The 26,666-nt window shown below is 70.8% G+C and carries 24 protein-coding genes and 1 riboswitch; of the genes, 15 read left to right on the forward strand and 9 right to left on the reverse strand.

The annotated features are described in order from the left end of the window. The first annotated feature begins 1 nt into the window (after window position 1). The 3 genes from pspAA (at window position 2) to QUY26_RS29300 (ending at window position 2,397) form a co-directional block, all read left to right on the forward strand. Window positions 2-280 carry a PspA-associated protein PspAA gene (gene pspAA / locus QUY26_RS29290; RefSeq protein WP_289951808.1) on the forward strand — a complete coding sequence of 93 codons (279 nt, stop codon included), beginning with the start codon at window positions 2-4 and terminating at the stop codon, window positions 278-280. A gap of 183 nt (window positions 281-463) precedes the next feature. Beyond that, a complete protein-coding gene (locus QUY26_RS29295) occupies window positions 464-1,720 on the forward strand; it encodes a sensor histidine kinase (protein ID WP_289951809.1) in 1,257 nt (418 codons plus the stop codon). Next, on the forward strand, window positions 1,717-2,397 hold the full coding sequence (locus QUY26_RS29300) for a response regulator (RefSeq protein WP_289951812.1): 681 nt from the start codon (window positions 1,717-1,719) through the stop codon (window positions 2,395-2,397). The genes QUY26_RS29295 and QUY26_RS29300 overlap by 4 nt, the downstream gene beginning before the upstream one ends. Before the next feature lies 1 nt (window position 2,398). Here the strand turns inward: QUY26_RS29300 and nadA are convergent, their stop codons facing one another. Next, on the reverse strand, window positions 2,399-3,607 hold the full coding sequence (nadA, locus tag QUY26_RS29305) for a quinolinate synthase NadA (protein ID WP_289951813.1): 1,209 nt from the start codon (window positions 3,605-3,607) through the stop codon (window positions 2,399-2,401). Between the two features lie 253 nt (window positions 3,608-3,860). Here nadA and QUY26_RS29310 point away from each other — a divergent pair, with 253 nt between their 5' ends. Next, a complete protein-coding gene (locus QUY26_RS29310; protein ID WP_030360910.1) occupies window positions 3,861-4,217 on the forward strand; it encodes a HesB/IscA family protein in 357 nt (118 codons plus the stop codon). A 145-nt stretch (window positions 4,218-4,362) separates the two neighbouring features. Here QUY26_RS29310 and QUY26_RS29315 read toward each other — a convergent pair whose 3' ends face one another. Both QUY26_RS29315 and QUY26_RS29320 read right to left on the reverse strand, forming a co-directional pair. Beyond that, window positions 4,363-5,946, reverse strand: coding sequence for a hypothetical protein (locus tag QUY26_RS29315; RefSeq protein ID WP_436840535.1), 1,584 nt, complete (start codon window positions 5,944-5,946; stop codon window positions 4,363-4,365). 235 nt (window positions 5,947-6,181) lie between these two features. Beyond that, a complete protein-coding gene (locus QUY26_RS29320) occupies window positions 6,182-6,409 on the reverse strand; it encodes a hypothetical protein (RefSeq protein WP_289951817.1) in 228 nt (75 codons plus the stop codon). Window positions 6,410-6,542: 133 nt separating this feature from the next. Here QUY26_RS29320 and QUY26_RS29325 point away from each other — a divergent pair, with 133 nt between their 5' ends. Then, complete coding sequence (locus tag QUY26_RS29325) at window positions 6,543-7,517, forward strand: carbohydrate kinase family protein (RefSeq protein WP_289951818.1); 975 nt, start codon at window positions 6,543-6,545, stop codon at window positions 7,515-7,517. A gap of 51 nt (window positions 7,518-7,568) precedes the next feature. On the opposite strand, the gene QUY26_RS29330 is transcribed toward QUY26_RS29325, so the two are convergent. Further along, window positions 7,569-8,948 carry a cysteine desulfurase/sulfurtransferase TusA family protein gene (locus QUY26_RS29330; RefSeq protein ID WP_289951820.1) on the reverse strand — a complete coding sequence of 460 codons (1,380 nt, stop codon included), beginning with the start codon at window positions 8,946-8,948 and terminating at the stop codon, window positions 7,569-7,571. A 331-nt stretch (window positions 8,949-9,279) separates the two neighbouring features. Between QUY26_RS29330 and ctaC the strand changes: the two genes are divergently transcribed. From ctaC to QUY26_RS29350, 4 genes are all read left to right on the forward strand, one after another. Further along, window positions 9,280-10,242 (forward strand): aa3-type cytochrome oxidase subunit II, encoded by a 963-nt coding sequence (ctaC, locus tag QUY26_RS29335; RefSeq protein ID WP_289951822.1) that lies wholly within the window; start codon window positions 9,280-9,282, stop codon window positions 10,240-10,242. Next, window positions 10,239-11,975, forward strand: a complete 1,737-nt coding sequence (ctaD, locus tag QUY26_RS29340) for an aa3-type cytochrome oxidase subunit I (protein WP_087883761.1) — start codon at window positions 10,239-10,241, stop codon at window positions 11,973-11,975. The genes ctaC and ctaD overlap by 4 nt, the downstream gene beginning before the upstream one ends. Continuing rightward, window positions 11,972-12,370: a cytochrome c oxidase subunit 4 gene (locus tag QUY26_RS29345; protein ID WP_030360903.1), complete on the forward strand. Its 399-nt coding sequence runs from the start codon at window positions 11,972-11,974 to the stop codon at window positions 12,368-12,370. The genes ctaD and QUY26_RS29345 overlap by 4 nt, the downstream gene beginning before the upstream one ends. 146 nt (window positions 12,371-12,516) lie before the next feature. Next, the gene (locus QUY26_RS29350; protein ID WP_289951830.1) at window positions 12,517-13,764 is read left to right on the forward strand and encodes a L,D-transpeptidase; all 1,248 of its coding nucleotides are present in this window, start codon (window positions 12,517-12,519) and stop codon (window positions 13,762-13,764) included. A 6-nt stretch (window positions 13,765-13,770) separates the two neighbouring features. On the opposite strand, the gene QUY26_RS29355 is transcribed toward QUY26_RS29350, so the two are convergent. Further along, a complete protein-coding gene (locus tag QUY26_RS29355) occupies window positions 13,771-14,172 on the reverse strand; it encodes a hypothetical protein (RefSeq protein WP_289951831.1) in 402 nt (133 codons plus the stop codon). A 165-nt stretch (window positions 14,173-14,337) separates the two neighbouring features. Here QUY26_RS29355 and ctaE point away from each other — a divergent pair, with 165 nt between their 5' ends. The 6 genes from ctaE to QUY26_RS29385 all read left to right on the forward strand — a co-directional run bounded on the left by ctaE (window position 14,338) and on the right by QUY26_RS29385 (window position 21,758). Further along, complete coding sequence (gene ctaE, locus QUY26_RS29360; RefSeq protein WP_030360900.1) at window positions 14,338-14,958, forward strand: aa3-type cytochrome oxidase subunit III; 621 nt, start codon at window positions 14,338-14,340, stop codon at window positions 14,956-14,958. 99 nt (window positions 14,959-15,057) lie between these two features. Next, on the forward strand, window positions 15,058-15,867 hold the full coding sequence (qcrC, locus tag QUY26_RS29365) for a cytochrome bc1 complex diheme cytochrome c subunit (RefSeq protein ID WP_289951834.1): 810 nt from the start codon (window positions 15,058-15,060) through the stop codon (window positions 15,865-15,867). Then, window positions 15,864-16,925: a cytochrome bc1 complex Rieske iron-sulfur subunit gene (gene qcrA, locus QUY26_RS29370; protein WP_289951836.1), complete on the forward strand. Its 1,062-nt coding sequence runs from the start codon at window positions 15,864-15,866 to the stop codon at window positions 16,923-16,925. Before qcrC ends, qcrA begins: the two co-directional genes overlap by 4 nt. Further along, window positions 16,922-18,574, forward strand: a complete 1,653-nt coding sequence (gene qcrB, locus QUY26_RS29375; protein WP_289951838.1) for a cytochrome bc1 complex cytochrome b subunit — start codon at window positions 16,922-16,924, stop codon at window positions 18,572-18,574. The genes qcrA and qcrB overlap by 4 nt, the downstream gene beginning before the upstream one ends. Before the next feature lie 154 nt (window positions 18,575-18,728). Further along, complete coding sequence (gene trpD, locus QUY26_RS29380) at window positions 18,729-19,793, forward strand: anthranilate phosphoribosyltransferase (protein ID WP_289951840.1); 1,065 nt, start codon at window positions 18,729-18,731, stop codon at window positions 19,791-19,793. A 197-nt stretch (window positions 19,794-19,990) separates the two neighbouring features. After that, a riboswitch (SAM riboswitch) is annotated at window positions 19,991-20,108 on the forward strand. Window positions 20,109-20,270: 162 nt separating this feature from the next. Further along, window positions 20,271-21,758 (forward strand): aminotransferase class V-fold PLP-dependent enzyme, encoded by a 1,488-nt coding sequence (locus tag QUY26_RS29385; protein ID WP_289951841.1) that lies wholly within the window; start codon window positions 20,271-20,273, stop codon window positions 21,756-21,758. Here QUY26_RS29385 and QUY26_RS29390 read toward each other — a convergent pair. The 4 genes from QUY26_RS29390 to QUY26_RS29405 form a co-directional block, all read right to left on the reverse strand. Beyond that, window positions 21,671-22,909 (reverse strand): glycerate kinase family protein, encoded by a 1,239-nt coding sequence (locus QUY26_RS29390; protein ID WP_289951843.1) that lies wholly within the window; start codon window positions 22,907-22,909, stop codon window positions 21,671-21,673. The two genes, QUY26_RS29385 and QUY26_RS29390, sit on opposite strands and share 88 nt — an antisense overlap. Window positions 22,910-22,998: 89 nt before the next feature. Further along, window positions 22,999-24,414, reverse strand: a complete 1,416-nt coding sequence (locus QUY26_RS29395) for an SLC13 family permease (RefSeq protein ID WP_289951845.1) — start codon at window positions 24,412-24,414, stop codon at window positions 22,999-23,001. Window positions 24,415-24,501: 87 nt separating this feature from the next. Next, on the reverse strand, window positions 24,502-25,164 hold the full coding sequence (locus QUY26_RS29400) for a response regulator transcription factor (RefSeq protein WP_289951847.1): 663 nt from the start codon (window positions 25,162-25,164) through the stop codon (window positions 24,502-24,504). A gap of 28 nt (window positions 25,165-25,192) precedes the next feature. Further along, window positions 25,193-26,662: a sensor histidine kinase gene (locus QUY26_RS29405; RefSeq protein ID WP_289951850.1), complete on the reverse strand. Its 1,470-nt coding sequence runs from the start codon at window positions 26,660-26,662 to the stop codon at window positions 25,193-25,195. Window positions 26,663-26,666 lie beyond the last annotated feature (4 nt).

Below are 26,666 nucleotides of genomic sequence, written 5' to 3' on the forward strand. Positions count from 1 at the left end.
CATGATCGTACGGATCATGGGGGAGGGACAGGTGAAGCTGGCCGACAGCCACTTCACCGAGTTGAACAAGCTGGACGACGAGCTGCTCGAAGAGATGGAGAGCGGCGACGAGTCCGGCTTCCGCAGGACGCTGCACGCGCTCCTGGACAAGGTGCGGGAGCTGGGCGAGCCACTGCCCGACGACGCCCTGGAGCCGTCCGAGCTGATCCTCCCCGCGCCCGACGCGACCCTGGACGAGGTCCGCTCCATGCTCTCCGACGACGGACTCATCCCGGGCTAGCCCCGGGGTGGTCGGAGGGCCAGGACCAGGACCGGCCGAGCACGGGGCGACGGCCGGTCCGGGGCGTGCCACGGCATGCCCCGCCCCCGCAGGGACCAGGCGTGTCAACGGGTCGCGTCAACGCCCGGCCAGGGAATCCCCTTTCCGTTCCCTCCGTCTGAGCGGCCCCGTACCGTTTAGTACGTGACCAACTTTGAACGGTGCCGCGGCTGGGCCAGAACGCACCCGTTGGCCGTCGACGCGGTCCTCGCCGCCGTCGCCCTCGTCTGCATGGTCATCGGCTCCTTCGCCGAGCCCTATGGGGAGCACGGTTCCACCTGGAACGTCCACGCCCCGGGCAATCTGAGCCTCACCCTCATGGGCCTCGGCGCCGCCACCCTTGTCCTCCGCCGCCGCGCCCCCTGGACCGTGCTCGCGGCCACCTGCGGCTTCTCCATCGTGGAACTGGTGACCAGCGGCCCGCGCGCCCCCGTCGTGATGTGCGCCGTCATCGCCCTGTACACGGTCGCCGCCACCACCAACCGCCCCACCACCTGGCGCATCGGCCTGGTCACGATGGCGGGCCTGACCGGCGTCGCCATGCTCGCGGGCCCCTTGCCCTGGTACGCGCAGGAGAACCTCGGCATCTTCGCCTGGACCGGCATGGCCGCGGCCGCCGGTGACGCCGTCCGCAGCCGCCGCGCCTTCGTCGACGCCATCAGGGAGCGGGCCGAGCGCGCGGAACGCACCCGCGAGGAGGAGGCCCGGCGCCGGGTGGCGGAGGAGCGGCTGCGCATCGCCCGCGATCTGCACGACGTGGTCGCCCACCACATCGCCCTGGTCAACGTGCAGGCCGGGGTCGCCGCGCACGTCATGGACAAGCGGCCCGACCAGGCCAAGGAGGCGCTCGCCCACGTCCGCGACGCCAGCCGCTCCGCGCTCGGTGAACTGCGCGCCACCGTCGGCCTGCTGCGCCAGACCGGTGACCCCGAGGCCCCCACCGAGCCGGCCCCGGGCCTCGGCCGCCTCGACGACCTCGTCGACACCTTCCGCAACGCGGGCCTGCCCGTGGAGGTGGCCCGCGGCGACGCCGACCTGTCGCCCCCGGCCGCCGTCGACCTGGCCGCGTACCGCATCATCCAGGAAGCCCTCACCAACGTGCAGAAGCACGCGGGGGAGCACGCCAAGGCCGAGGTCAGCGTCGTGCGGGTGGGGCCGAACCTGGAGATCACCGTCCTGGACGACGGCGCCGGTGAGGACGCCCAGGCCGTCGACGACCCGGACCGCGGCGGCGGGCACGGCCTCCTCGGCATGCGCGAGCGCGTCAGTGCCCTCGGCGGGAGGTGCAGCGCGGGGCCCCGGTACGGAGGTGGTTTCCGGGTACATGCGATCCTGCCCGTCACGACCGCGAAACAGGGCGACCGGGGTCAGACTCCGGTCAAGGGAGGGACGACCGCGTGACGATCCGGGTGCTGCTCGCCGACGACCAGGCGCTGTTGCGCAGCGCGTTCAAGGTCCTCGTCGACTCCGAGCCCGACATGGAGGTCGTCGGCGAGGCCTCCGACGGCGCGCAGGCGGTGCGGCTCGCGAAGTCCGAGTCGGCCGACGTCGTCCTGATGGACATCCGGATGCCCGGCACGGACGGCCTGGCCGCGACCCGGATGATCAGCGACGATCCGGCGATGTCCCACGTACGTGTGGTGATGCTGACCACCTTCGAGGTCGACGAGTACGTCGTGCAGTCGCTGCGGGCCGGGGCCTCGGGCTTCCTCGGCAAGGGCGCGGAGCCGGACGAACTGCTCGGCGCCATCCGGATCGCGGCGGCGGGCGAGGCGCTGCTCTCGCCCACGGCGACGAAGGGCCTGATCGCCAGGTTCCTCGCGCAGGGCGAGGGCTCCGACGGGGACGCGCCCGCCCGCAGCGAGCGCCTCGACGCGCTCACGGGCCGGGAGCGGGAGGTCCTGGTGCAGGTCGCGGGCGGTCACTCGAACGACGAGATCGCCGAACGTCTTGAGGTCAGCCCGCTCACGGTGAAGACCCATGTGAACCGCGCGATGGCCAAGCTCGGCGCCCGCGACCGGGCCCAACTCGTCGTCATCGCCTACGAGTCGGGCCTGGTGCGGCCGCGGGGCGAGTGAGCTACGGCAGCGCCAGCATCCGCTCCAGGGCGAGCTTCGCGAACTGCTCGGTCTCGCGGTCGACCTCGATGCGGTTGACGAGCTTGCCGTCGGCGAGGGACTCCAGGGTCCACACCAGGTGCGGCAGGTCGATGCGGTTCATGGTCGAGCAGAAGCAGACCGTCTTGTCGAGGAAGACGATCTCCTTGTCCTCGGCGGCGAAGCGGTTCGCGAGGCGCCGCACCAGGTTCAGTTCGGTGCCTATCGCCCACTTCGATCCTGCCGGGGCCGCCTCCAGGGTCTTGATGATGTGCTCGGTGGAGCCCACGTAGTCCGCGGCGGCCACGACCTCGTGCTTGCACTCGGGGTGGACGAGCACGTTCACGCCGGGGATGCGGGCCCGCACGTCCTCGACCGACTCCAGCGAGAAGCGCCCGTGCACCGAGCAGTGGCCGCGCCAGAGGATCATCTTCGCGTCCCGCAGCTGCTCGGCGGTCAGGCCGCCGTTCGGCTTGTGGGGGTTGTAGACGACGCAGTCCTCCAGGGACATGCCCATGTCGCGGACGGCGGTGTTGCGGCCGAGGTGCTGGTCGGGCAGGAAGAGGACCTTGCCGGTCGTGGCGTCGACCTGCTCGAAGGCCCACTCCAGGGCCCGCTTCGCGTTCGACGACGTACAGATCGTGCCGCCGTGCTTGCCCGTGAACGCCTTGATGTCGGCGGAGGAGTTCATGTACGAGACGGGGATCACCTGCTCGGCGATGCCTGCCTCGGTCAGCACGTCCCAGCACTCGGCGACCTGCTCGGCCGTCGCCATGTCGGCCATCGAGCAGCCCGCGGCCAGGTCCGGGAGCACCACCTTCTGCTCGTCGCCGGTCAGGATGTCGGCGGATTCGGCCATGAAGTGCACACCGCAGAAGACGATGTACTCGGCCTCCGGGCGAGCGGCCGCGTCCCGGGCCAGCTTGAAGGAGTCACCGGTGACGTCGGCGAACTGGATGACCTCGTCGCGCTGGTAGTGGTGGCCGAGCACGAAGACCTTGTCGCCGAGCCGCTCCTTGGCGGCGCGGGCGCGCTCCACCAGACCGGGGTCCGAGGGCGAGGGCAGGTCGCCGGGGCACTCCACGCCGCGCTCGCTGCGGGGGTCGGCCTCGCGGCCGAGCAGCAGCAGGGCGAGCGGGGTCGGCTGTACGTCGAGCTCGGAGCGGTCCACGGTGGACTGGGCGGTGGTCACGACACACACCCTTTCTTCTGTGATGAACGCGGCCGGGGCCGCGTCCGAAGTGGGCCGGAGGTCGGCACCACGGATCCTTTTCGTCGAATTGACGCTATCTATCATAACTGCTTCACGTCAGTTTGACGATGGCCATAGTGTCGATGTGACGCATCCCCCGTGCGGCCCTGTGTGCGAGCATGGGAATGAACACGCCGCTCCGCCGGTTGCAACCGTCGGCAAGCAGTCTCCGTACAACCCGGGAGAGAAGCAGATGTCCGTATCGGACGAGACCACCACCGTGAGCGACGGCATCCTCCTGTCCGACGCCGCCGCGGAGAAGGTCAAGGCCCTCCTTGACCAGGAAGGCCGGGACGACCTGGCGCTGCGCGTGGCCGTTCAGCCCGGTGGCTGCTCGGGCCTGCGGTACCAGCTCTTCTTCGACGAGCGCTCGCTCGACGGCGACGTCGTCAAGGAGTTCGGCAGCGTGAAGGTCGTCACCGACCGCATGAGCGCTCCGTACCTGGGCGGTGCCTCCATCGACTTCGTCGACACCATCGAGAAGCAGGGCTTCACGATCGACAACCCGAACGCCACCGGCTCCTGCGCCTGCGGCGACTCGTTCAGCTGAGCCGGTCCGCCCGCCCCGTGCGGGCGACGACCAGGCAGCACGTACGAAGGCGGCGGCTCCCCCCGAAGGGAGCCGCCGCCTTCGTCGTGCCCGGCTTCGTCTGCCCGGCTCCGTCGTGCCCGGCCGCATGGCCCAGGACCGGGCGCTACTTCTGGGGCGCCGGAGTCCCCTTGCGCGTGCCGTCGTCGCGCGGCACCGCCTTGCCGCTCTCGGTCACGACCTTCCGGTCGCCGAGCGGCGCGTCCAGCTTCACCGACAGGACGTAGGACCGCGCCATCGCGACGCACACCGTGCCCTTCTTCGTGGTCGAGGTGACCTTCACCTCGACCTGCCCGCCGCGCTCCTTCGCCGAGGCCGCGAACGTGCTGCACACCCCGTCCGTGAAGTGCAGGGTCAGGGTCCGGCCCGACGCCGTGTAACCGTCGACCTTCACGTCCTCGGTGCGGGTGTCCGGGTCACCGGGCCGCACGGTCGGCCCCTCCGAAGGGCCGATCGTGCCGGACCCACCCGGCGTCCGCAGGTACTTCGGGTGCACTGCGGGGTGCGTCACCGTGTAGGCCTCAGGGGCACCCGCGGGCTTCACCTCGAACAGCCACGACGGCACGAGCGCCGTCCGCCCGTCCACGAACTGCGCCGCGAGCCCGAACTCGGCGTCCTCGACCGCGATCGGCTGCGGCGTCGGCGGCTTCGGGGACGGCGGGCACGGGGCGTTCTCGCCGGGGGCGGGCTCGCCGGGCGCCACACCGTCCGCGCCCTGGCCCTGCCGCCTGTCGCCGCCGTCCGCGCCCCGCCCCTGCCGCGCGTCCTCGCCGTCCGCGTGCGGCACTGGCCGCGCACACCCGCCGACGCCCCCGCGCACATCGCCCCGGCCGGCCTTGTTCAGCAGGTCGAGGGCCTTGGCCGCGCCCACGACGGGGTACGTCGCGCCCTTCTCCGGCTCGGTCAGGTGACCGCTGCCGCCGACCACTTGGCCGTCGGCGCCGACCTGCACCCCCGTCGACCAGCCGTACGTCGGCAGTCCGGCCACCTCCGGGTCGGCGTTCACCACCCGCACCGCCCCCATGAGCTGGCGCGCGTCGAGCTTCGCGTCGTCCAGGCCGACGGCCTTCAGGACGGGGGCGGCGGCCTTCTTCGCGGTGGCCTCGCTGACGGCGCCGCCGGAGTCGTCGGCCGGACGGCGGTCGGGGGCCCCGGTGCTCGTACCCGTGTCGGAGCCCGTGCCCGGGCACCGCTTGCCCTTCAGGCAGTTGTCGCCGCCCGGGGCCGCGTGCCGCGTGTACGTCCACGTGCCCGGCGCCGACTTGCTCACCCGCAGCGAGGGGCCGGCGCCGTCGTTGGCGGGCCCGATCCACCAGGCCCCGTCCTTGCTGACCGGGGCGCCGGAGACGCCCAGGGCCTGCGCGAGCCGCTCCACCCGGTCCCGGGGCACGCCGTCGCGCACCTGGTGCACGGCCGCCGAGTCCGGCCCGTCGGGCAGCTCGCCCACGGCCTTGTACGTCGCGCCGTTCGGGTCGGGCTCGCCCGGCGCGATGCCTTCGGTGCCGCCGTCGGGGCCCTGGCTGCTGCGGCCGTCGCGGTCGCCCGTGTACGCGTCGAGGGTGAGCGGCGGCGGCGTGCCTCCGTCACCCGTCGCCGAGTCGCGGCCCCCGTCGCCGTCGGACGACACCGTCGCCAGATAGGCCCCGCCGCCGCCCGCGAGCAGCACCGCGGCCGCGACCGAGGCGACCATCAGCGGCGACCGCCGCCGCGGTTCGTCCTGCTGTCCGTCCTGCGTCTGCTCGCTGCTCACCGCATCGCTCCTTAGAACGCCGAGCCGTCCCTGGTCGCAGAAACCCCACCCAGAGGGTTTCGGCGTACATCGCATCCCCTCTGAAGGGGACAGCGATGGGACGCGGCGGGGGAGCGCACGGTTCCCTCAGCGCGCGCCGGGCGGCGCGGCCGGTGTCGGTGCCCGCGCTCCGGTCTCAGTGGCCGAAGTCCGGCATCCGGTCGATGACGCGGGCGGACGCGGCCGGGACCGTGACCCCGTGGATCAGCGACGGCGGCACGGGCGCGGCCACCACGGTCGGCACCACCCAGTGCGGGGCCATGCGGGCGCAGTCGCCGCGCAGCGTTTCCAGGGTCTCGGCGCGCGGCACCTCCACGGCTTCGGCGGAGTGCTGCGGAACGCTGTGCTTCGGGATGACGGCCATAACGGAACCGTATGCACCGCTACGGCGAAGAAGAAAGACCTACTATTGGGTATTTTTGGCCAGTTCAATGTTGGGTGTTCGACCGGATAGCGTTAACCGTCAACCCCTCGCCTCGCCGCAGGAGCTCTCAGCCGTGCGAATCGCAGTCACCGGCTCCATCGCCACCGACCACCTCATGACCTTCCCCGGCCGTTTCGCCGACCAGCTGGTCGCCGACCAGCTGCACACGGTCTCCCTCTCCTTTCTGGTCGATGCCCTAGACGTCCGCCGCGGCGGCGTCGCCGCGAACATCTGCTTCGGCATGGGCCAGCTCGGCACCGGCCCCGTCCTCGTCGGCGCCGCCGGCGCCGACTTCGACGAGTACCGCGCCTGGCTCGACCGGCACGGGGTGGACACCGCCTCGGTCCGTATCTCCGAGACCTTGCACACCGCCCGCTTCGTGTGCACCACGGACGCCGACCACAACCAGATCGGCTCCTTCTACACCGGCGCGATGAGCGAGGCCCGCCTCATCGAGCTGAAGACGGTCGCCGACCGGGTCGGCGGCCTCGACCTGGTCCTGATCGGCGCCGACGACCCGGAGGCGATGCTCCGCCACACGGAGGAGTGCCGCACCCGCGGGATCCCGTTCGCCGCGGACTTCTCCCAGCAGATCGCCCGCATGACCGGCGACGACATCCGCACCCTCCTGGAGGGCGCGACGTACCTCTTCTCCAACGAGTACGAGAAGGGGCTCATCGAGTCCAAGACCGGCTGGAGCAACGCCGAGATCCTGGCCAAGGTCGGCCACCGCGTCACCACCCTCGGCGCGAACGGCGTGCGCATCGAGGCCGTCGGCGAGGACCCGGTCGAGGTCGGCGTGCCCGAGGAGAAGGCCAAGGCCGACCCGACGGGCGTCGGCGACGCCTTCCGCGCCGGATTCCTCTCCGGCCTGGCCTGGGGCGTCTCGCACGAGCGCGCCGCCCAGGTCGGCTGCATGCTCGCCACCCTGGTGATCGAGACCACCGGCACCCAGGAGTACGAGCTGCAGCGCGTCGCGTTCATGGAGCGCTTCACCAAGCAGTACGGCGACGAGGCCGCGGCCGAGGTCAAGGTCCACCTGCCGTGACGGCCGCCGGGTGCGGGCACCGACCGGAGCCCGCACCCGGCACCCGCCCGGCTACACCAGCCGCCGCACCTCGTAGGCCACCCCGTCCGCCCGCTCCCGGGCCCCGACGTACTCCTGCCGCTGCGTCCAGCACCACGCCGGGATGTCCACGGCCGCGACCTCGTCGTCCGAGAGGACGGTGACCGTGCCGCCGACCCGGACCCGGGGCAGCGCCTTCGCCAGCTCGATCACGGGCAGCGGGCAGCGCTCGCCCAGGGCGTCGACGGTCAGCTCGTCCAGGGTGCCCGCCGCGGCCGTGCCGACCGGCGCGCCCAGCTTCTCGCGCACCCCGGCCACGGCGCCGGGCAGCACGTCGAGGAAGCGCTCGACCTCGGCGGCCTCGGTGCCCGGCGGCAGCGACACCCTCACATTGCCCTCGCTCACCACCCCCATCGCCGTGAGCACATGGCTCGGCGTCAGCGTGCTGCTCGTACAGGACGAACCGGACGACACCGAGAAGCCCGCCCGGTCCAGCTCGTGCAGCAGGGTCTCCCCGTCGACATAGAGACAGGAGAAGGTGACGAGGTGGGGCAGCCGCCGCACCGGATCGCCGACGACCTCCACGTCCGGCACCAGCTCGGGCACCCGCGCCCGGATCCGCTCCGTCAACTCCCGCAGCCGCGCCGCCTGCGCCACCGCCTCGGCCCGCGCCGCCCGCAGCGCCGCCGCGGCCGCCACGATCGCCGGAATGTTCTCGAAGCCGGGGGAGCGCCCCGACTCCCGCTCGTCCACCGGCCCCCGCGGCGCGAACCGCACCCCCTTGCGCACCACGAGGAGACCGACCCCGGCGGGCCCGCCCCACTTGTGGGAACTGGCGGCGAGCAGCGACCAGTCGCCGTCCACCGCACCCCAGGGCAGGGACTGCGCCGCGTCCACGAGCAGCGGCACCCCGGCCGCACGGCAGACGTCGGCGACCTCGGCCACCGGCTGCTCGGTGCCGACCTCGTGGTTGGCGGACTGCAGACACGCGAGGGCCGTGTCCTCGCGCAGCGCGTCCGCGTACGCCGCCGCCGTCACCGCGCCCGCCCGGTCCACGCCGACCTCGGTCACCGCGCCGCCCGCCGCCTCGTGCGCCGCGGCCGAATGGAGTACGGCCGAATGTTCGACCGCGGACACCGCCAGATGCCGCCCCACCCGCCGCCGTCCGGCGAGGGCGCCCGCGATGCCGTCGTGCAGGGCCCGCGTCCCCGATGGAGTGAACACCAGCTCGTCCGGCCTGCACCCCACGGCCTCGGCGGCGGCCTCCCGCGCCGCGTCGAGCAGCATCCGGGCCCGCCGCCCCTCCCGGTACAGCCGCGCCGGATCGGCCCACCCCTCGTCGAGAGAGGCCATCAGCGCCTGCCGGGCCACGGGATGAAGGGGTGCGGCGGAGGCGGCATCGAAGTAGGACACACCGCAAAACTAACGTTCGGGCCGGTGGCCCGTGCCCAAGGGGCGCGGGGAACCGCGCGACCAGCCACAGCGCACCCGCAGCCGCCGGACCCCGGTGGAACCGACCTGGAAGGCGCCCCAACCCTCCGTCAGATACCGGCCGACGGAGGGGCATCCCACCTCTTCAGGGTGACCCGCGGCGCGTTAGGCACCCTCCCCGCGCGACCCCAAATAGCGTCCAGTAGGGTTTGGTCCGCATAAACATCCAAACCCCTGCCCGACGCAGGGCGGCGACCGACCACCGAGAAGGCCGCAGCCAACAGCGCGGGCGAGACTCTCGGGAAGGCGCTACGTGAGTCCCAACGGCTCCGACCGCTCGCCGCGGCGCCCGATGCGGCGGAAGCTGCTGCAGGCATTGACTGCGGGCCTGGTCCTGGTAACCGCCACCGGTTGCACATACAAGGACTTTCCCCGCCTTGGTATGCCGACCCCGGTCACGGAGGAGGCTCCGCGGATCCTCTCCCTCTGGCAGGGCTCGTGGGCGGCTGCGCTCGCCACGGGCGTCCTGGTCTGGGGCCTGATCCTGTGGAGCATCATCTTCCACCGGCGCAGCCGCACCAAGGTGGAGGTCCCTCCGCAGACGCGTTACAACATGCCCATCGAGGCGCTGTACACGGTGGTCCCGCTCATCATCGTCTCGGTGCTCTTCTACTTCACGGCACGCGATGAGTCCAAGCTCCTGAAGCTCGACGACAAGCCCGCCCACACCATCAACGTGGTCGGCTTCCAGTGGAGCTGGGGCTTCAACTACATCGAGAACGTGAAGGGCTCCAACAAGGACAACGCCAGGACCGCCAAGGAACTGGACGCCATTCCGGACCGGTTCCGCAAGGACTTCCCGGCCAATGCCGGCGGCGTCTACCAGGTCGGTACGCCCGGCGAGCGGAACCCGCAGAACGGCAACCCCGGCCCGACCCTCTGGCTCCCCAAGGGCGAGAAGGTCCGCTTCGTACTGACTTCGCGTGACGTCATCCACTCCTTCTGGGTGGTTCCGTTCCTGATGAAGCAGGACGTCATCCCGGGTCACACCAACGCCTTCGAGGTCACTCCGAACAAGGAGGGCACCTTCATGGGCAAGTGCGCCGAGCTCTGCGGCGTCGACCACTCCCGGATGCTCTTCAACGTCAAGGTCGTCTCTCCCGAGCGCTACCAGAAGCACCTCGAGGACCTCGCGAAGAAGAACCAGACCGGTTACATCCCGGCCGGCATCGAGCAGACGGGCCACGAGAAGAACCGGGAGACGAACAACCTGTGAGCATCCTCAACGAACCCCAGGGTGCCGCGGCAGCAGCCGACTCGTACGAGGACGAGCTGCCGGTCAGGCGCAAGCAGCCGGGAAACGTCGTCATCAAGTGGCTGACCACCACTGACCACAAGACGATCGGCACGCTCTATCTGGTCACGTCGTTCGCGTTCTTCTGCATCGGCGGCGTCATGGCGCTCTTCATGCGCGCCGAGCTCGCCCGCCCGGGTACGCAGATCATGTCGAACGAGCAGTTCAACCAGGCGTTCACGATGCACGGCACGATCATGCTGCTGATGTTCGCGACGCCGCTGTTCGCGGGCTTCGCGAACTGGATCATGCCGCTCCAGATCGGCGCTCCCGACGTGGCCTTCCCGCGTCTGAACATGTTCGCCTACTGGCTGTACCTGTTCGGCTCGCTGATCGCCGTCGGCGGCTTCCTCACCCCGAACGGCGCCGCGGACTTCGGTTGGTTCGCCTACTCGCCGCTCTCGGACGCGGTCCGGTCGCCCGGCATCGGCGCCGACATGTGGATCATGGGTCTGGCCTTCTCCGGCTTCGGCACGATCCTCGGCTCGGTCAACTTCATCACCACCATCATCTGCATGCGCGCCCCCGGCATGACGATGTTCCGCATGCCGATCTTCGTGTGGAACGTGCTGCTCACCGCCGTGCTCGTGCTGCTCGCGTTCCCGGTGCTGGCCGCCGCGCTGTTCGCCCTGGAGGCGGACCGCAAATTCGGTGCCCATATCTTCGACGCGGCCAATGGCGGGGCCTTGCTGTGGCAACACCTCTTCTGGTTCTTCGGCCATCCAGAGGTGTACATCATCGCGCTGCCATTCTTCGGAATCATTTCCGAAGTCATCCCGGTCTTCTCCCGCAAGCCGATGTTCGGCTACATGGGTCTCATCGGCGCGACCATCGCCATCGCCGGTCTTTCGGTGACGGTGTGGGCGCACCACATGTACGTCACGGGCGGCGTACTCCTACCGTTCTTCTCCTTCATGACGTTCCTGATCGCCGTGCCAACAGGCGTGAAGTTCTTCAACTGGATCGGAACGATGTGGAAGGGGTCCCTGTCCTTCGAGACCCCGATGCTCTGGGCGATCGGCTTCCTGATCACCTTCACCTTCGGTGGTCTGACGGGCGTCATCCTGGCCTCGCCGCCGATGGACTTCCACGTGTCGGACTCGTACTTCGTGGTCGCGCACTTCCACTACGTCGTCTTCGGCACCGTGGTGTTCGCGATGTTCGCCGGCTTCCACTTCTGGTGGCCCAAGTTCACCGGCAAGATGCTGGACGAGCGGCTCGGCAAGATCACGTTCTGGACGCTGTTCATCGGCTTCCACGGCACGTTCCTCGTCCAGCACTGGCTGGGCGCGGAGGGCATGCCGCGCCGGTACGCGGACTACCTGGACGCCGACGGCTTCACCGCCCTGAACACGATCTCGACGATCGCCTCGTTCCTGCTCGGCCTGTCGATCCTGCCGTTCTTCTACAACATCTGGAAGACCGCCAAGTACGGCAAGAAGATCGAGGTCGACGACCCGTGGGGCTACGGCCGTTCGCTGGAGTGGGCGACGTCCTGCCCGCCGCCACGGCACAACTTCCTCACCCTGCCGCGTATTCGTAGCGAATCCCCGGCGTTCGACCTGCACCACCCGGAGATCGCCGCTCTCGACCAGCTCGAGAACGCCGGTCACGGCGAGAAGGCTCTCGCCGGCGGCAAGGAGGCCGGCAAGTGAAGATCCAGGGCAAGATGTTCATCTGGCTGAGCGTCTTCGTACTGGCCATGGCGATCGTCTATGGCTGGTGGTCGAAGGAGCCCGCCGGTACCACCGCGCTCTTCCTGGCCTTCGGCCTGTGCATCATGATCGGCTACTACCTGGCCTTCACGGCCCGGCGTGTCGACGCCTCCGCACAGGACAACACCGAGGCCGACGTCGCCGACGAGGCCGGCGAAGTGGGCTTCTTCAGCCCGCACAGCTGGCAGCCGCTCTCCCTGGCCGTCGGTGGCGCGCTCGCCTTCATGGGCGTCGTCTTCGGCTGGTGGCTGCTGTACTTCTCCGCTCCGCTGCTCCTCATCGGACTGTGGGGCTGGGTCTTCGAGTACTACCGCGGCGAGAACCAGAACCAGTAGCTCGCCCGCACCAGCGGTCCCGAGGGGCCCGGACACTCCGTCAGGAGCGTCCGGGCCCCTCGGCCGTTCGGCCGTTCGGCCTTTCGGGGGAACTCGTACGGGTCACTCGGCGCGCCGGTCCTGACGAATCTTCATAGCGTGTGCTCATGAGACACTCACCGCGAATCCGCACGGTACTGAGCTGCACGATGCTGGTGGTCGCCCTCGGTGCGGGGGCCACGGCCTGCGGCAGCGACGGCCATCCGCTCTCGGCCAAGCCGTACGACGCGGCGAGCCAGATCGCCTTCAACGGCCCCGCGGGCAGCCAGAAGGCGGACCCCGACAAGCCGCTCGAAATCACCGCGGAGGGCGACGAGGGCCGCATCACCGACGTCACGGCCACCGACGCCATGGGCCGGTACGTGGCGGGCGAGCTCACCGCCGACGGCTCCCGGTGGCACAGCACGGCCCCCCTCGCGGCGGGCGCGGACTACACGGTGCGGGTCAGCACCGAGGACGACGAGGGCTCACCGGGCCGCAAGGTCCTGAACTTCGCCACCGACAAGGCCGCCAAGAAGAAGCAGCTGAAGGTCACCCTCGGCCCCGCGGCGGGCAAGTACGGCGTCGGCCAGCCCGTCACGGCCAAGCTCAGCGCCAAGGTCAAGGGCAAGGAGGCGAGGGCCGTCGTCGAACGCGCCCTGAAGGTCCGCTCGCGGCCCGCCACGGACGGCGCCTGGCACTGGGTGGACAGCCGGACGCTGCACTACCGCCCCAAGGACTACTGGCCCGCCAACGCCACCGTCGACGTCCGCAGCAACCTCGAGGGCATCAAGGTCACCGACAAGCTCTGGGGCGCAGAGACCAAGCCGCTGCGCTTCACCACCGGCGACAAGATCGTGGCGGTGACCGACGCCGGCTCGCACTGGATGACCGTCTACCGCAACGGCGAGGAAATCAACTCCATGCCGGTCACCACCGGCAAGCCCGGCTACGCCACCCGCAACGGCATCAAGGTGGTCCTGGGCAAGGAGTACGCGGTCCGCATGACCAGCGCCAGCATCGGCGCCTCGGACTTCTACGACAAGATGGTCTACTACGCGACCAGGGTCACCGACAGCGGCGAGTACGTGCACGCCGCCCCCTGGTCGGTGGGCTCCCAGGGCTACGCCAACACCAGCCACGGCTGCACCGGCATGAGCACCGGCAACGCCGCGTGGTTCTACGAGACCGTCCGTCAGGGTGACATCGTGAAGGTCGTCAACAGCAACGGCGCCGACATGGACCCGTTCGGGAACGGATTCGGCGACTGGAACGTGAGCTGGAAGAAGTGGGTCGAGGGCAGTGCCCTCCTCGGCGGCGCCAAGGAGGGCTCCGAGCCCGCGGACGCGGCGAGACTGCGTCCCCAGTCGGTCTGAGCCCCGTCAGGCGCTCAGGGCCGCCCTGTCACGCAGCAGGGCGGCCAGTGAGGACGCGAACTCCACCGGGTCGACCGGCAGGGTCACCGCGGCCTCCGCGCGGCTCCAGGTGGCCAGCCAGGCGTCCTGCGGGCGCCCGATGAGCAGCAGCACCGGCGGGGCCTGGAAGATCTCGTCCTTGATCTGCCTGCACACGCCCATGCCGCCCGCGGGCACGGCCTCGCCGTCAAGGACGCAGGCGTCGATCCCGCCCCGTTCGAGTTCGGTGAGGACCGCGGGCAGGGTCGCGCACTCGATGAAGCGGACTTCTGGGACATCGCTGGCCGGCCGGCGTCCGGTGGCCAGGCGGACCTGCTCACGGGTGTTCGCGTTGTCGCTGTAGACCAGCACCGTGGCGGTCGGCTGCATGGTTCCTCCGCTTGGTCGAGGGCATCTCGCGCGGATGCTACTCCTCCCGACACCCCGTCAACAGCGCTTCGGACACCGCTCCGATGGGCCATCCGGGCAGGACACACCCCACAGACACTCCGAACGGCACCCCCCGGGGTGAGGGCGGGATAAGCGACCGACATAATGTCGGTCGTGGCGACAGCAACGACAGTAGATACCGGGCACGCGCACCCGCCGGTCAATCGACCGAACCTCACCAGCGTCGGAACCATCATCTGGCTGAGTTCCGAGCTGATGTTCTTCGCGGCCCTCTTCGCGATGTACTTCACCCTGCGATCGGTTACGGGTCCCGATCACTGGAAGGAAATGGCGTCGAGCCTGAACTTCCCGTTCTCGGCGACGAACACCACGATCCTGGTGCTCTCCTCCCTCACCTGCCAGCTCGGCGTTTTCGCCGCCGAGCGCGGTGATGTGAAGAAGCTCCGGATGTGGTTCATCGTCACCTTCATCATGGGTGCGATCTTCATCGGTGGTCAGGTCTTCGAGTACACGGAGCTGGTCAAGCACGAGGGCCTCTCGCTCTCGTCCGACCCGTACGGCTCGGTGTTCTACCTGACCACCGGCTTCCACGGACTGCATGTGACAGGCGGCCTGATCGCCTTCCTGCTGGTCCTCGGCCGCACCTACGCGGCCAGGAGGTTCACCCACGAGCAGGCGACCGCCGCCATCGTCGTGTCCTACTACTGGCACTTCGTCGATGTCGTCTGGATCGGCCTCTTCGCCACGATCTACATGATCAAGTAGACGGTAGCGGGGACCGCGGCGGCTCTCGGCCGGACGCACCCGACGTACCGACACATTCCAGAAGCATCGACGCAGAAGATCCTGACACCGGGGTAATCCGTGAAAAAGCTCTCCGCACGACGACGCCATCCGCTGGCGGCGGTCGTCGTCCTACTCCTCGCGCTGGCGGCCACCGGGGGGCTGTACGCCGCGTTCGCGCCGGCGGACAAGGCGCAGGCCGACGAAACCGCTCAGTCCCTCGCCATCGACGAGGGCAAGAAGCTCTATGCCGTGGGCTGCTCCAGCTGCCACGGAACCGGCGGTCAGGGCACCTCCGACGGTCCGAGCCTGGTGGGCGTGGGCGCCGCCGCTGTCGACTTCCAGGTCGGCACCGGTCGGATGCCGCTCCAGCAGCAGGGCGCCCAGGCGCCCAAGAAGAAGGTCATCTACAGCCAGGCGGAGATCGACCAGCTCGCCGCGTACATCGCCTCGCTCGGCGCGGGACCCAACATCCCCACCGAGAAGCAGGTCAGTCCCGAGGGCGCCGACATCGCCAAGGGCGGCGAACTGTTCCGCACCAACTGCGCCCAGTGCCACAACTTCACCGGTGAAGGCGGCGCGCTGACACACGGCAAGTTCGCTCCGAGCCTGGAGGGCGTCAGCCCCAAGCACATCTACGAGGCCATGCAGACGGGCCCGCAGAACATGCCGTCCTTCCCCGACACGACGATGCCGGAGAAGGCCAAGAAGGACATCATCGCGTACCTCGACGCGGTCAACGGTGAGAAGACCGAGAGCCCCGGCGGTCTCAAGCTGGGCGGTCTCGGACCGGTCAGCGAAGGCCTCTTCGCCTGGATCTTCGGCCTCGGCGCGCTGATCGCGGTCGCCGTGTGGGTCGCCGCCCGGACCGCAAAGGCCAAGAAGTCATGAGTAGCCAAGAGAATCCAGAAGAGAACCTGCCCAGCGAGCAGGAATCCGCCGCCCACGGCGCGGTAGCCGTGGCCGATGAGGCCGACCCGTTCGCGGACCCGGGGCTGCCGCCCCACGAGCACCGCGTCCAGGACATCGACGAGCAGGCCGCCCGGCGCTCCGAGCGCACGGTCGCGCTCCTGTTCACCGTCTCGATGCTGGCCACGATCGGCTTCATCGCCTCGTACGTGGCCTTCCCGGTCGACAAGAGCGTCTACATCTGGCCCATCGGCCACATCAGCGCGCTCAACTTCTCCCTGGGCATGACCCTCGGCGTGGCGCTCTTCTGCATCGGCGCGGGCGCGGTCCACTGGGCCCGCACCCTGATGTCCGACGTGGAGGTCGCCGACGACCGGCACCCCATCGAGGCCGAGCCCGAGGTCAAGGCCAAGGTGATGGCGGACTTCGCGGCCGGCGCGAAGGAGTCCCAGCTCGGCCGGCGCAAGCTGATCCGCAACACCATGTTCGGCGCGCTCGCCATGGTTCCGCTGTCCGGTGTCGTCCTGCTGCGTGACCTCGGTCCGCTGCCGGAGGACAAGCTGCGGCACACCCTGTGGTCCAAGGGCAAGCTGCTCGTGAACATGAACACGAACGAGCCGCTGCGCCCCGCGGACATCCCGGTCGGATCGCTCACCTTCGCCAAGCCCGAGGGCCTGGAGGAGCACGACCACGACTTCCAGACCCAGATCGCCAAGGCGGCCCTGATGATCGTCCGGATCCAGCCGGACAACATCAAGGACAAGCGCGAGCTGGAGTGGTCGCACGAGGGTGTCGTCGCGTACTCCAAGATCTGCACCCACGTGGGCTGCCCGATCTCCCTGTACGAGCAGCAGACGCACCACGCGCTCTGCCCGTGCCACCAGTCCACCTTCGACCTCTCCGACGGCGCCCGAGTCATCTTCGGCCCCGCCGGTCACGCCCTTCCGCAGTTGAAGATCGGCGTGAACGAGGAGGGCTATCTCGAGGCGCACGGCGACTTCGAAGAGCCCGTCGGTCCTGCCTTCTGGGAGCGCGGATGAGTACCGAGAACACCACGGTGACCGAGGCCCCGGCCACCGACACACGCAAGAAGGCGCCCGCCGGTGAGCGGGTCGCCGACTGGGCCGACGGCCGCCTGGGGATCTACTCCCTGGCCAAGGCCAACATGCGCAAGATCTTCCCGGACCACTGGTCCTTCATGCTCGGTGAGATCTGCCTCTACAGCTTCATCATCATCATCCTCACGGGTGTGTACCTGACGCTGTTCTTCCACCCGTCGATGAACGAGGTGGAGTACCACGGCAGCTACGTGCCCCTGCAGGGCCAGCTGATGTCCGAGGCGTTCAACTCGACCATGCACATCTCCTTCGATGTGCGCGGTGGTCTGCTGATCCGGCAGATCCACCACTGGGCGGCGCTGATCTTCCTCGCGGCCATGTTCGTGCACATGATGCGCGTCTTCTTCACGGGCGCCTTCCGCAAGCCGCGCGAGGTCAACTGGCTGTTCGGCTTCCTGCTGTTCGTCCTCGGCATGTTCACCGGCTTCACCGGTTACTCGCTCCCGGACGACTTGTTGTCGGGCACCGGTGTCCGCTTCATGCAGGGCGCCGTGCTCTCGGTGCCGATCGTCGGAACGTACCTCTCGATGTTCCTGTTCGGCGGGGAGTTCCCCGGCGGCGACTTCGTGGCACGGTTCTACTCGGTCCACATCCTGCTGCTGCCGGGCATCATGCTCGGCCTCGTGGTGGCGCACCTGATCCTGGTCTTCTACCACAAGCACACGCAGTTCGCGGGCCCCGGCAAGACCAACAAGAACGTCGTCGGCATGCCGCTGCTCCCGGTCTACATGGCCAAGGCCGGAGGCTTCTTCTTCCTGGTCTTCGGTGTCATCGCGGCCGTCTCGGCGATCGCCACGATCAACCCGATCTGGGCTCTCGGGCCCTACCGTCCGGACCAGGTGTCCACGGGCGCCCAGCCCGACTGGTACATGGGCTTCTCCGAAGGCCTGATCCGTGTCATGCCGGGCTGGGAGATCAACCTCTGGGGACACACGCTCGTCCTGGGTGTGTTCATCCCGTTGATCATCTTCCCGCTGGTCCTGGTGGCCATCGCGGTCTACCCGTTCATCGAGGCCTGGGTCACCGGGGACAAGCGCGAGCACCACATCCTGGACCGCCCGCGCAACGCCCCGACCCGCACCGCCTTCGGTGTGGCCTGGATGACCTGGTACTTCGTCCTGCTCGTCGGTGGTGGAAACGACCTGTGGGCCACCCACTTCCACCTGTCGATCAACTCGATCACCTGGTTCGTCCGGATCTTCTTCTTCGCCGGACCGGTCATCGCGTTCATCGTCACCAAGCGGATCTGCCTGGGCCTGCAGCGGCGCGACAAGGACAAGGTGCTGCACGGACGCGAGTCCGGCATCATCAAGCGCCTGCCGCACGGTGAGTTCATCGAGGTGCACGAGCCGCTCAACAAGGAGCAGCTGCACACCCTGACCGCGCACGAGCAGTACAAGCCGCTCGAGATCGGCCCGACGGTCGACGAGAACGGCGTGGAGCGCAAGGTCAAGGGTCCGCAGAAGCTGCGGGCGAAGCTCTCCAAGGGCTTCTACGGCGAGGACAGCCAGATCCCGAAGCCCACCGCGGAGGAGTACAAGGAGATCACGAGCGGCCACGGCCACCACTGATCACCTGAGCGCCACCAGGCGCTGACCCGAAGGTCGCCACGGCAGGAGCCCCGTCCAGTGCATGGACGGGGCTCTTTGCCGTCCTGGGGGCTGGATAGGGTGGACCCACCCCAAGAAGCTTGGGATGCCTTCGTCTACGAAACCAGGAGCGGCCATGAGCGCTGTGACCCCCGCAGGAGGCGACACCGCGGCGGCCCGTTCCTGGCCCGACGTACTGAACGGGCTGCTCGACGGGCGCGACCAGAGCGCGGACGACACGGCCTGGGCCATGGACCGCATCATGAGCGGCGAGGCCACGGACGCGCAGATCGCGGGCTTCGCGGTGGCGCTGCGCGCCAAGGGCGAGACCGTCGAGGAGATCTCCGGCCTGGTCCGGACGATGTACGAGCACGCCCACACCATCGACGTGCCCGGGCCGAGCGTCGACATCGTCGGCACCGGCGGCGACGGCGCCAAGACCGTGAACATCTCCACCATGTCGGCGATCGTCGTCGCCGGGACCGGCGCGAAGGTCGTCAAGCACGGCAACCGCGCGGCGTCCTCCGCGAGCGGCGCCTCCGACGTCCTGGAGAAGCTCGGCGTGAACCTGGAGCTCACCCCCAGACGGGTGCGGGAGGTCGCCGAGGAGGCCGGGATCACCTTCTGCTTCGCGGTGAAGTTCCACCCCGCGCTCCGGCACGTGGCGCCCGCGCGCCGCGAACTGGGCATCCGGACCACCTTCAACTTCCTCGGCCCGCTCACCAACCCGGCCAGGGTGCGGGCCCAGGCCACCGGTGTCGCCGACGCGCGGATGGCGCCGATCCTCGCCGGCGTCCTCGCCGAGCGCGGCTCTTCGGCGCTCGTCTTCCGCGGCGACGACGGGCTCGACGAGCTGACGACGACGGCCACGTCGCGGGTGTGGGTGGTCAGGGACGGGGGCGTCCACGAGGAGGCCTTCGACCCGCGGGACGTCGGCATCGACCTGGTGCCGGTCGAGGCGCTGCGGGGCGCCGACGCCTCGTACAACGCGGAGGTCGCGCGGCGGCTTCTGGACGGTGAGACGGGGCCGGTGCGGGACGCGGTGCTGCTGAACTCGGCGGCGGCGCTGGTCGCCCTGGGGCCGGGCGAGGGGTCCCTGGCGGGGCAGATCAGGACGGGGATGGCCAAGGCGGCCGACGCCATCGACTCCGGGGCAGCGAAGGGTGTGCTGGCGCGCTGGGTGGCGGCGAGTAACAGCTAAGCCCCTGGAAGGGGCGCGGGGAACTGCGCGACCAGCCACAACAAAGCCGCAGACGCATCTGCCAGGTACTCCGCAGACGCGTCTGCGGCTTTTCGCGCGCTGAGCGCGCAGTTCCCCGCGCCCCTGACGGGGCGCCCCGGTCCGGATTGTGGACGGCGATGTTGCGCGCCCTTGGGCGTGTGGCAGGATGTCCGGCAGGTCATGAGTGACAGCGACTACGGCCCCGGCCCGCTGTCCGGCAACCCTCCGTCCGTGGCGGGGTGCCCCGGGTGAAGACCAGGCGGTGGACAGCAAGGTCCGCCGCAAGCGCGGACCCCTTTGAACCCTGGGGTCCTGGTCCTCAAGGGAGCAGTCTCGTGAGCAAGCGAATGCGATAGGGCGTCGACGCCCCTTTTCCGCGCACCCATTTCACCTTTTCCTGAGCTGTCGACCGACGTCCGGCCCAGTGATCTCGCCTGCCTCTTACGGGAGTTCGCCATGTCTGCCACCCCTGCTGCCACCGCGTCCGCCGCCCGGTCCGCCGAGCCCGCCGACTCCGCCGACCCCTGCTGCGCCGCCCCGCTGCCGGTCCTCGGCCGCGACGTCACCGTCCCCCTCGTCACCGGCGGCGAGGTGACCTACGCCGCGCTCGACTACGCCGCGAGCGCCCCGGCCCTGCAGCGGGTCTGGGACGACGTGGCCGCGTACGCGCCGTACTACGGGAGCGTGCACCGCGGCGCCGGGTACCTGTCGCAGCTGTCGACCGACCTGTTCGAGAACGCCCGCAGGACCGTCGCCGAGTTCCTGGGCTGCCGCGACGGCGACCAGGTGGTGTTCACGCGGTCGACCACCGACTCGCTGAACCTGCTCGCCGCCGCCCTGCCCGCCGACTGCGAGGTCTTCGTGTTCGAGACCGAGCACCACGCCTCGCTGCTGCCCTGGCGCGACGCCCGCGTCACCTACCTCGACGCCCCGCGCACCCACGACGAGGCCGTCCACACCCTGGAGCGCGCACTCGCCGACCGCGACCCCTCCCCGAGCTCTCCGCTTCGTTCGAGCGGGGGAGGCCCCTACGGCCCCGCCCTCGTGTGCGTCACCGGCGCCTCGAACGTCACCGGTGAGCTGTGGCCGGTCCGTGAGCTGGCCGCCGTCGCGCACGCGCACGGCGCCCGCATCGTCCTCGACGCCGCCCAGCTCGCACCCCACCACCCCGTGGACATCGCGGAGTTGGACGTCGACTGGGTCGCCTTCTCCGGGCACAAGCTGTACGCGCCCTTCGGCTCCGGCGTGCTCGCCGGGCGGGCCGACTGGCTGCAGGCCGCCGAGCCGTACCTCGCCGGCGGCGGCGCCTCGCGCAAGGTCGCGCGGCGCGCCGACGGGGGAGTGGACGTCGAGTGGCACGACACGGCCGCCCGGCACGAAGCCGGGTCGCCCAACGTCATCGGCGCCTACTCCATCGCCTCCGCCTGCAAGGCCCTTCAGGAGGCCGGGTTCGACGCGCTCGTGGAGCGGGAGCGGCACCTGATCGCGACGGTCACCGCGGGGCTCGCGGATGTGCCGCAGGTGCGGGTGCTCTCCCTGTTCGGGGACGACGCGCCGCGCGTCGGCGTCATCTCCTTCGTCGTCGACGGCTGGAACAGCTCGCACTTCGCGGCCGCCCTGTCCGCCGAGTACGGCATCGGCGTGCGCGACGGCCTCTTCTGCGCCCACCCGCTCGTGCGCACCCTGCTCGGCGGCGCCCCCGACGAGCCCGGCGAGTGCGGCGCCCCGGAGGCCGCGCCCGGTGAGCGGTCCCTGAACGCGATCCGGGTGAGCTTCGGCGCGGGCACCCCCGACGAGCACGTGGAGCGCTTCGTGCGCGCCGTCCGCGAGCTGGTGGCCGACGGGGCGCGCTGGAACTACCGTACGGAGGACGGGCGTTGCGTGCCGGACACCGGTGCGGCGGACAGCGCCGTCGCCGGTGCCGCGGACGCCGCCGCTGCCTGACGCCGCAGCCGGGACCCCAGGACGATCATGCGCAGGGCGCGCTCCGTCGCGTCCGTCAGGAACTCGCCGCCCCGGCTCAGCGCCTCGGTGAGCGACACCGGGGCGGGCAGGATCGCGCTGTAGGCGTCCACGCCGAGTTCGCGGACCGCGTGCGCCCCGTCCCCGATGGTGCCCGCGAGCACCAGGACGGGTCGCCCGAACCGCTTGGCGCGCCGGGCCACCTCGGCCGGGACCTTGCCGCGCGGCGTCTGGTGGTCGAGGGCGCCCTCCGCGGTGACGACCAGGTCGGCGCGGGCGAGGCGGGCGTCCAGGTCGAGATGGTCCAGGAGCACGTCGAAGCGGGGCAGGAGCCGGGCGCCGAGCGCGGCGAGCCCCGCGCCGAGGCCCCCGGAGGCGCCGGTCCCGACGCCGTTGTAGAGGTCGGCGGTGACGTTCAGATCGCGGGTCAGGACGTACGCCCAGTGTTCGAGGCCCGCCGCGAGCTGCTCGACCTGGGCGGGGGTCGCGCCCTTCTGCGGGCCGAAGACGCGGGCCACGCCGCGTGCGCCGCACAGGACGTTGTGCGGGTTGCAGGCGACGAGCAACTCGGTGTCCGCGAGGCGCGGGTCGAGGCCGCTGGTGTCGATGTGGTGCAGGCGCATCAGCTCCCGCCCGCCGTACGGCAGCTCCCAGCCGTCCTCGTCCAGGAGCCGGGCGCCGAGGGCCTGCAGGGCGCCCGCGCCCCCGTCCGACGTGCCGGAGTCGCCGCAGCCCACCAGGATGCGGCGGGCGCCGGTGTCCAGGGCGGCGCGGATCAGCTCGCCGACGCCGTACGTGGTGGTGGCGCCCGGGTCGCGCAGGTCCCGCGGGACCAGGCTGAGGCCCGCCGCCGCTGCCATCTCGACGACGGCGGTGCCGGAGCCGAGGAGCGCGAAGTGGGTGCCGATGCGCTCGCCCACGGGGCCCGTCGCGGGCAGCGCCACCAGGCGGCCCCCGGACGCGGCGGCCAGCGCCTGCGCGGTGCCCTCGCCGCCGTCGACCAGCGGGATCAGGTCGACCTCGGCGTCCGGCACGACCCGCCGCACCCCGGCCGCGATGGCTGCCGCGACGGACTGGGCGGACAGGGACTCCTTGAAGCCGCTGGGCGCGACGGCGAAACGGGTGAGGGGCATGGACGTACTCCTTGACGGGTGAACGAGCGACGCAGGATGGGGGGCGGGCTCCGAGTGGCCCGCGGAACCCCTGGCGGCCGGGCCGGGGCTCAGCGGACGACGGGCACGCCGAGCAGCGGCCACACCGCGAGGGCGAACAGCAGGACGAGGGCGGCCGTCAGGGGAGCCAGGACGGCGGACAGGCGCAGCAGGTCGCGCGGGGTGTAGGTGGGCGTGCCGGGTATCTCGGCGAAGAGCGTCACCGGCTTGGCGGAGGCGGGCAGCGTGTGGCAGAAACCGGCGGCGGCCGTGGACGCGAGCGCCGCCGCGACCGGGTTCACTCCCGCGCCCACGGCGGCCGCGACCACCAGCGGCACCAGGACGGACGAGCGGGCCGAACGGGACTGGAGCACCAGGTGCGCCGCCGTGCTGATCGCGACGACGGCGGCCAGGAACAGGCCCGGCGGCAGGTCGACGGGAAGCCCCGACACCAGCCACTTCGCCGCACCCGAGTCGGCGAGCGCCACGCCCATCGCCATCGTCGCCGCCATGAAGAGCAGCAGCGCCCACGGCACGGTCCTCAGGGCGTCCTTCAGGCGTACGGTGCCGAGCGCGGGCGAGGACGCGACGACCGCGCCGATCAACGCGACCACGGCGGGCGGCACTTGGTGCAGGGGCTCGCTGCACCACAGGGCGACGACGGTGGCCAGGAGCAGGGCGCAGCGCGTCTCGGCGGGCTCCCAGGGGCCGGTGACGGGGTGTTCGCTGTGCTCCTGGATCTGCTCGACGGTGATGTGGACGGGGCCCGTGCGGTCGGCGCGGCGGGTCGTCGTCCACAGCACGGCCTCGGCGGCCAGGTGCGAGGACGCCATGGCGAGGGGCAGGCCGAGCAGCAGCCACTGGGTGAAGCCGATGCGGTCGCCGGTGGCCTCCCACAGAACCGACACGGTGATCAGGTGCGCGCCCGCGCCGATCAGGGTCGCGACGGCGGAGAGCAGGATCACGGTCGGGAACAGCAGCGCCAGCATCACGACGAGCCGCTTGCGGTCGGCCAGGACCTGGGCGAGCGCGAGGAAGACGGGCAGCGCGAGCGCGGCCCGCCCGGAGGTGGCCGGCACCGCGAAGGCCGTGACGACCAGGGCGGCGGTCGTCAGATGCGTCAGCTGGCGCACGCTGCGCGCCCCGCTGACCAGGAACGCCGCCGCTCGCCCCGCGAGCCCGCTGCGCGCGACGGCGGCGGCGAGCACGAACGCGCAGATCAGCAGCCAGACCGTCTCGTCGCCGAGGGTCCCGAAGAGGGTGTCGCTGCTGATCACGCCGGTGGCGGTGAGGGCGAGGCCCGCGCCGAGCGCGATGTACGTGTCGTCGATCGGCGTGCCGATCCAGGCACACGTGGCCAGGGCGAAGACGGCGAGGGTGAGGCGGGCGTCACCGCTCAGGCCGGGGAAGCTGCCGGGGACGACGAGGAGCGCGCACAGGCTCAGGGCCAGGCAGAGCAGGATCGTTTGCCGCGGGGTCAGGGTCACGGCAGTCAGCGTCCCGGCGCGCCGTGAGCCTTCGATGAGCCGAAGATGAAAGGAACTTCACCGGCGGCCCGCACCGGGCCCCCGCTCTCACGCGGGCAGCCGGTACCCCATGCCCCGCACCGTCTCCACCCGCTCCGCACCGAGCTTCTTGCGCAGGGCGCGCACGTACACGTCCACGATGTTCGACCCCGGGTCGAAGTCGTAGCCCCACACGTGCGACAGGATCTGCTCCCGGGAGAGCACCTGCCCGGGGTGGCGCAGGAACAGCTCCAGGAGCACGAACTCACGCGCCGTCAGGTCCACCGTGCGCGCGCCCGAACGGGCCCTGCGCGTGCGCAGGTCGAGCGTCACCTCGCCGCCGCGCAATACGGTCACCTCGGGCGCACGCGCCGCCGTGCGCAGCCGCAGGCGCACCCGCGCGAGCAGTTCCTCGAACCGGAACGGCTTCGTCATCCAGTCGTCGGCGCCGCCTTCGAGTCCGGCGACCGTGTCGCGCACGGAGTCGCGCGCCGTCAGCACGATCACCGGAACCGACACCCGCGCCTCGCGCAGCTCCCTGAGCACGGTGAAGCCGTCCCGGCCCGGCAGCCCGATGTCGAGCAGGATCAGGTCGAAGCCGCCGGTGAGGGCGTAGTCGTAGGCCGCGTCGCCGTCGCCCACGATCGTCGTCGTGAACCCGTTGGCCCGCAGCCCCTTGTCGACGAAGGAGGCGATGCGCTCCTCGTCCTCCACGATCAGCACCCGGCTCATGCGCGGCCTCCGGTGGTCGCGGTGCGGCTCATGTCTGGTCCTCCAGTACGAGTACGAAGGTGGCGCCGCCGCCGTCGGTGGGGCGCAGGTCGACCTCGCCGCGGTGGCCGCGGGCGATCGCGCGGACGATCGAGAGCCCGAGGCCGGCGCCGCTGGTCCTGGCCCCGCGCCGGGCCGTGCCGCGCCGGAAGCGTTCGAAGATGACCTCGGCGTCCTGCGCCTGGACGCCGGGGCCGCTGTCGGCGACGTACAGCTCGATCCGCCCGGACACCAGGCGCGAGCCGACGCGGATCCGCCCGCCGGGCACCGTGTGCTGCACGGCGTTCTGGGCGAGCTGGACCATCGCCTGGGTGATGCGCTGCGGGTCGAGCCGGGCCTCGCGGTCGGCGACCTCGGCCAGTTCCCAGCCGCGCTCGCCGAGCGCGCGGGCCTTCACGAAGACGTCGGCGGTCAGCTCGGCGAGCTGCACCGGCTCCGGCCGGATGAAGTCGGGGCGCTCGGCCTTGGCGAGGAGCAGCAGGTCCTCGACGATGCGGCTCATCCGGTCGAGCTCGTCGGTGACGAGCCGGACGGTCTCCTCGCGCTCGGCCGGGTCGTCGCCCATCAGCTCCAGGTGGCCGCGGACGATGGTGATGGGGGTGCGCAGCTCGTGCCCGGCGTCGTCGACGAACTCGCGCTGCGCGGCGAACGCCCGCTCCAGGCGGTCCAGCATGCCGTTGAAGGTGTCGGCGAGCGCGGCGATGTCGTCCTTGCCGTGCACGGGGATGCGCCGGGTCAGGTCTTGCTCGGTGAGCTGGGCGGCGGCGGTGCGCACCAGACGCACGGGTTTGAGGATGCGCCCGGCGACGGCCCAGGCGATGCCCGTCGTCAGGACGAGGGCGACGCCGGAGATGGCGAGCAGGATGCGGAAGACGTCGTCCGCCTTGGCCTGTTCGGCGGCCGGGTGGAAGGCGACGACGAACGCGGCCTCCGGCTCGTCGCCGTACCGGGCCACCTCGACCTTGGCCCAGCGCAGCTCGCCGGACGCGCGGTCCAGGGTGCCCGTGGAGCCGTCCGCCGCGAAGATCGCCCGCCGGGCTGCCGGGTCGCGGTGCAGCGGGTCGCGCACCGAAAGCTCCCGGGGCTGGCTGAGCTGGGCCGGGCCCGCGCCCTCCCGGCGCACGAGGCCGATCAGCTCCTCGTCGGGGTCCGCGTACTGCCGTTCCAGGAAGACCTTGAGCAGCTTGCGCGGGTCGGTGAAGCCCTTGCCGGTGTCCGGATCGACGCCCCGGTTCACGAAGTTGGTGAACTCGCCGGTCTCCTGGGTGAGCAGTCGGTCGACGCGGTGGTCGACGTCGCGCAGCAGGATCGAGCGGGTGGTCGCGGCCACCGCGGCGAGCGCGACCGCCATCACCAGGAGCAGCCAGAGCAGGATGCGGACGCGCGCGGAGACGCGGCGGTGCGCGGGGCCGGGCGACTCGGCCGTCGCCGGGCCGGTCGCCGCCGGGCCGGTCGACATCGGA

Source organism: Streptomyces flavofungini (genome assembly GCF_030388665.1).
Taxonomy (GTDB): Bacteria; Actinomycetota; Actinomycetes; order Streptomycetales; family Streptomycetaceae; genus Streptomyces; species Streptomyces flavofungini_A.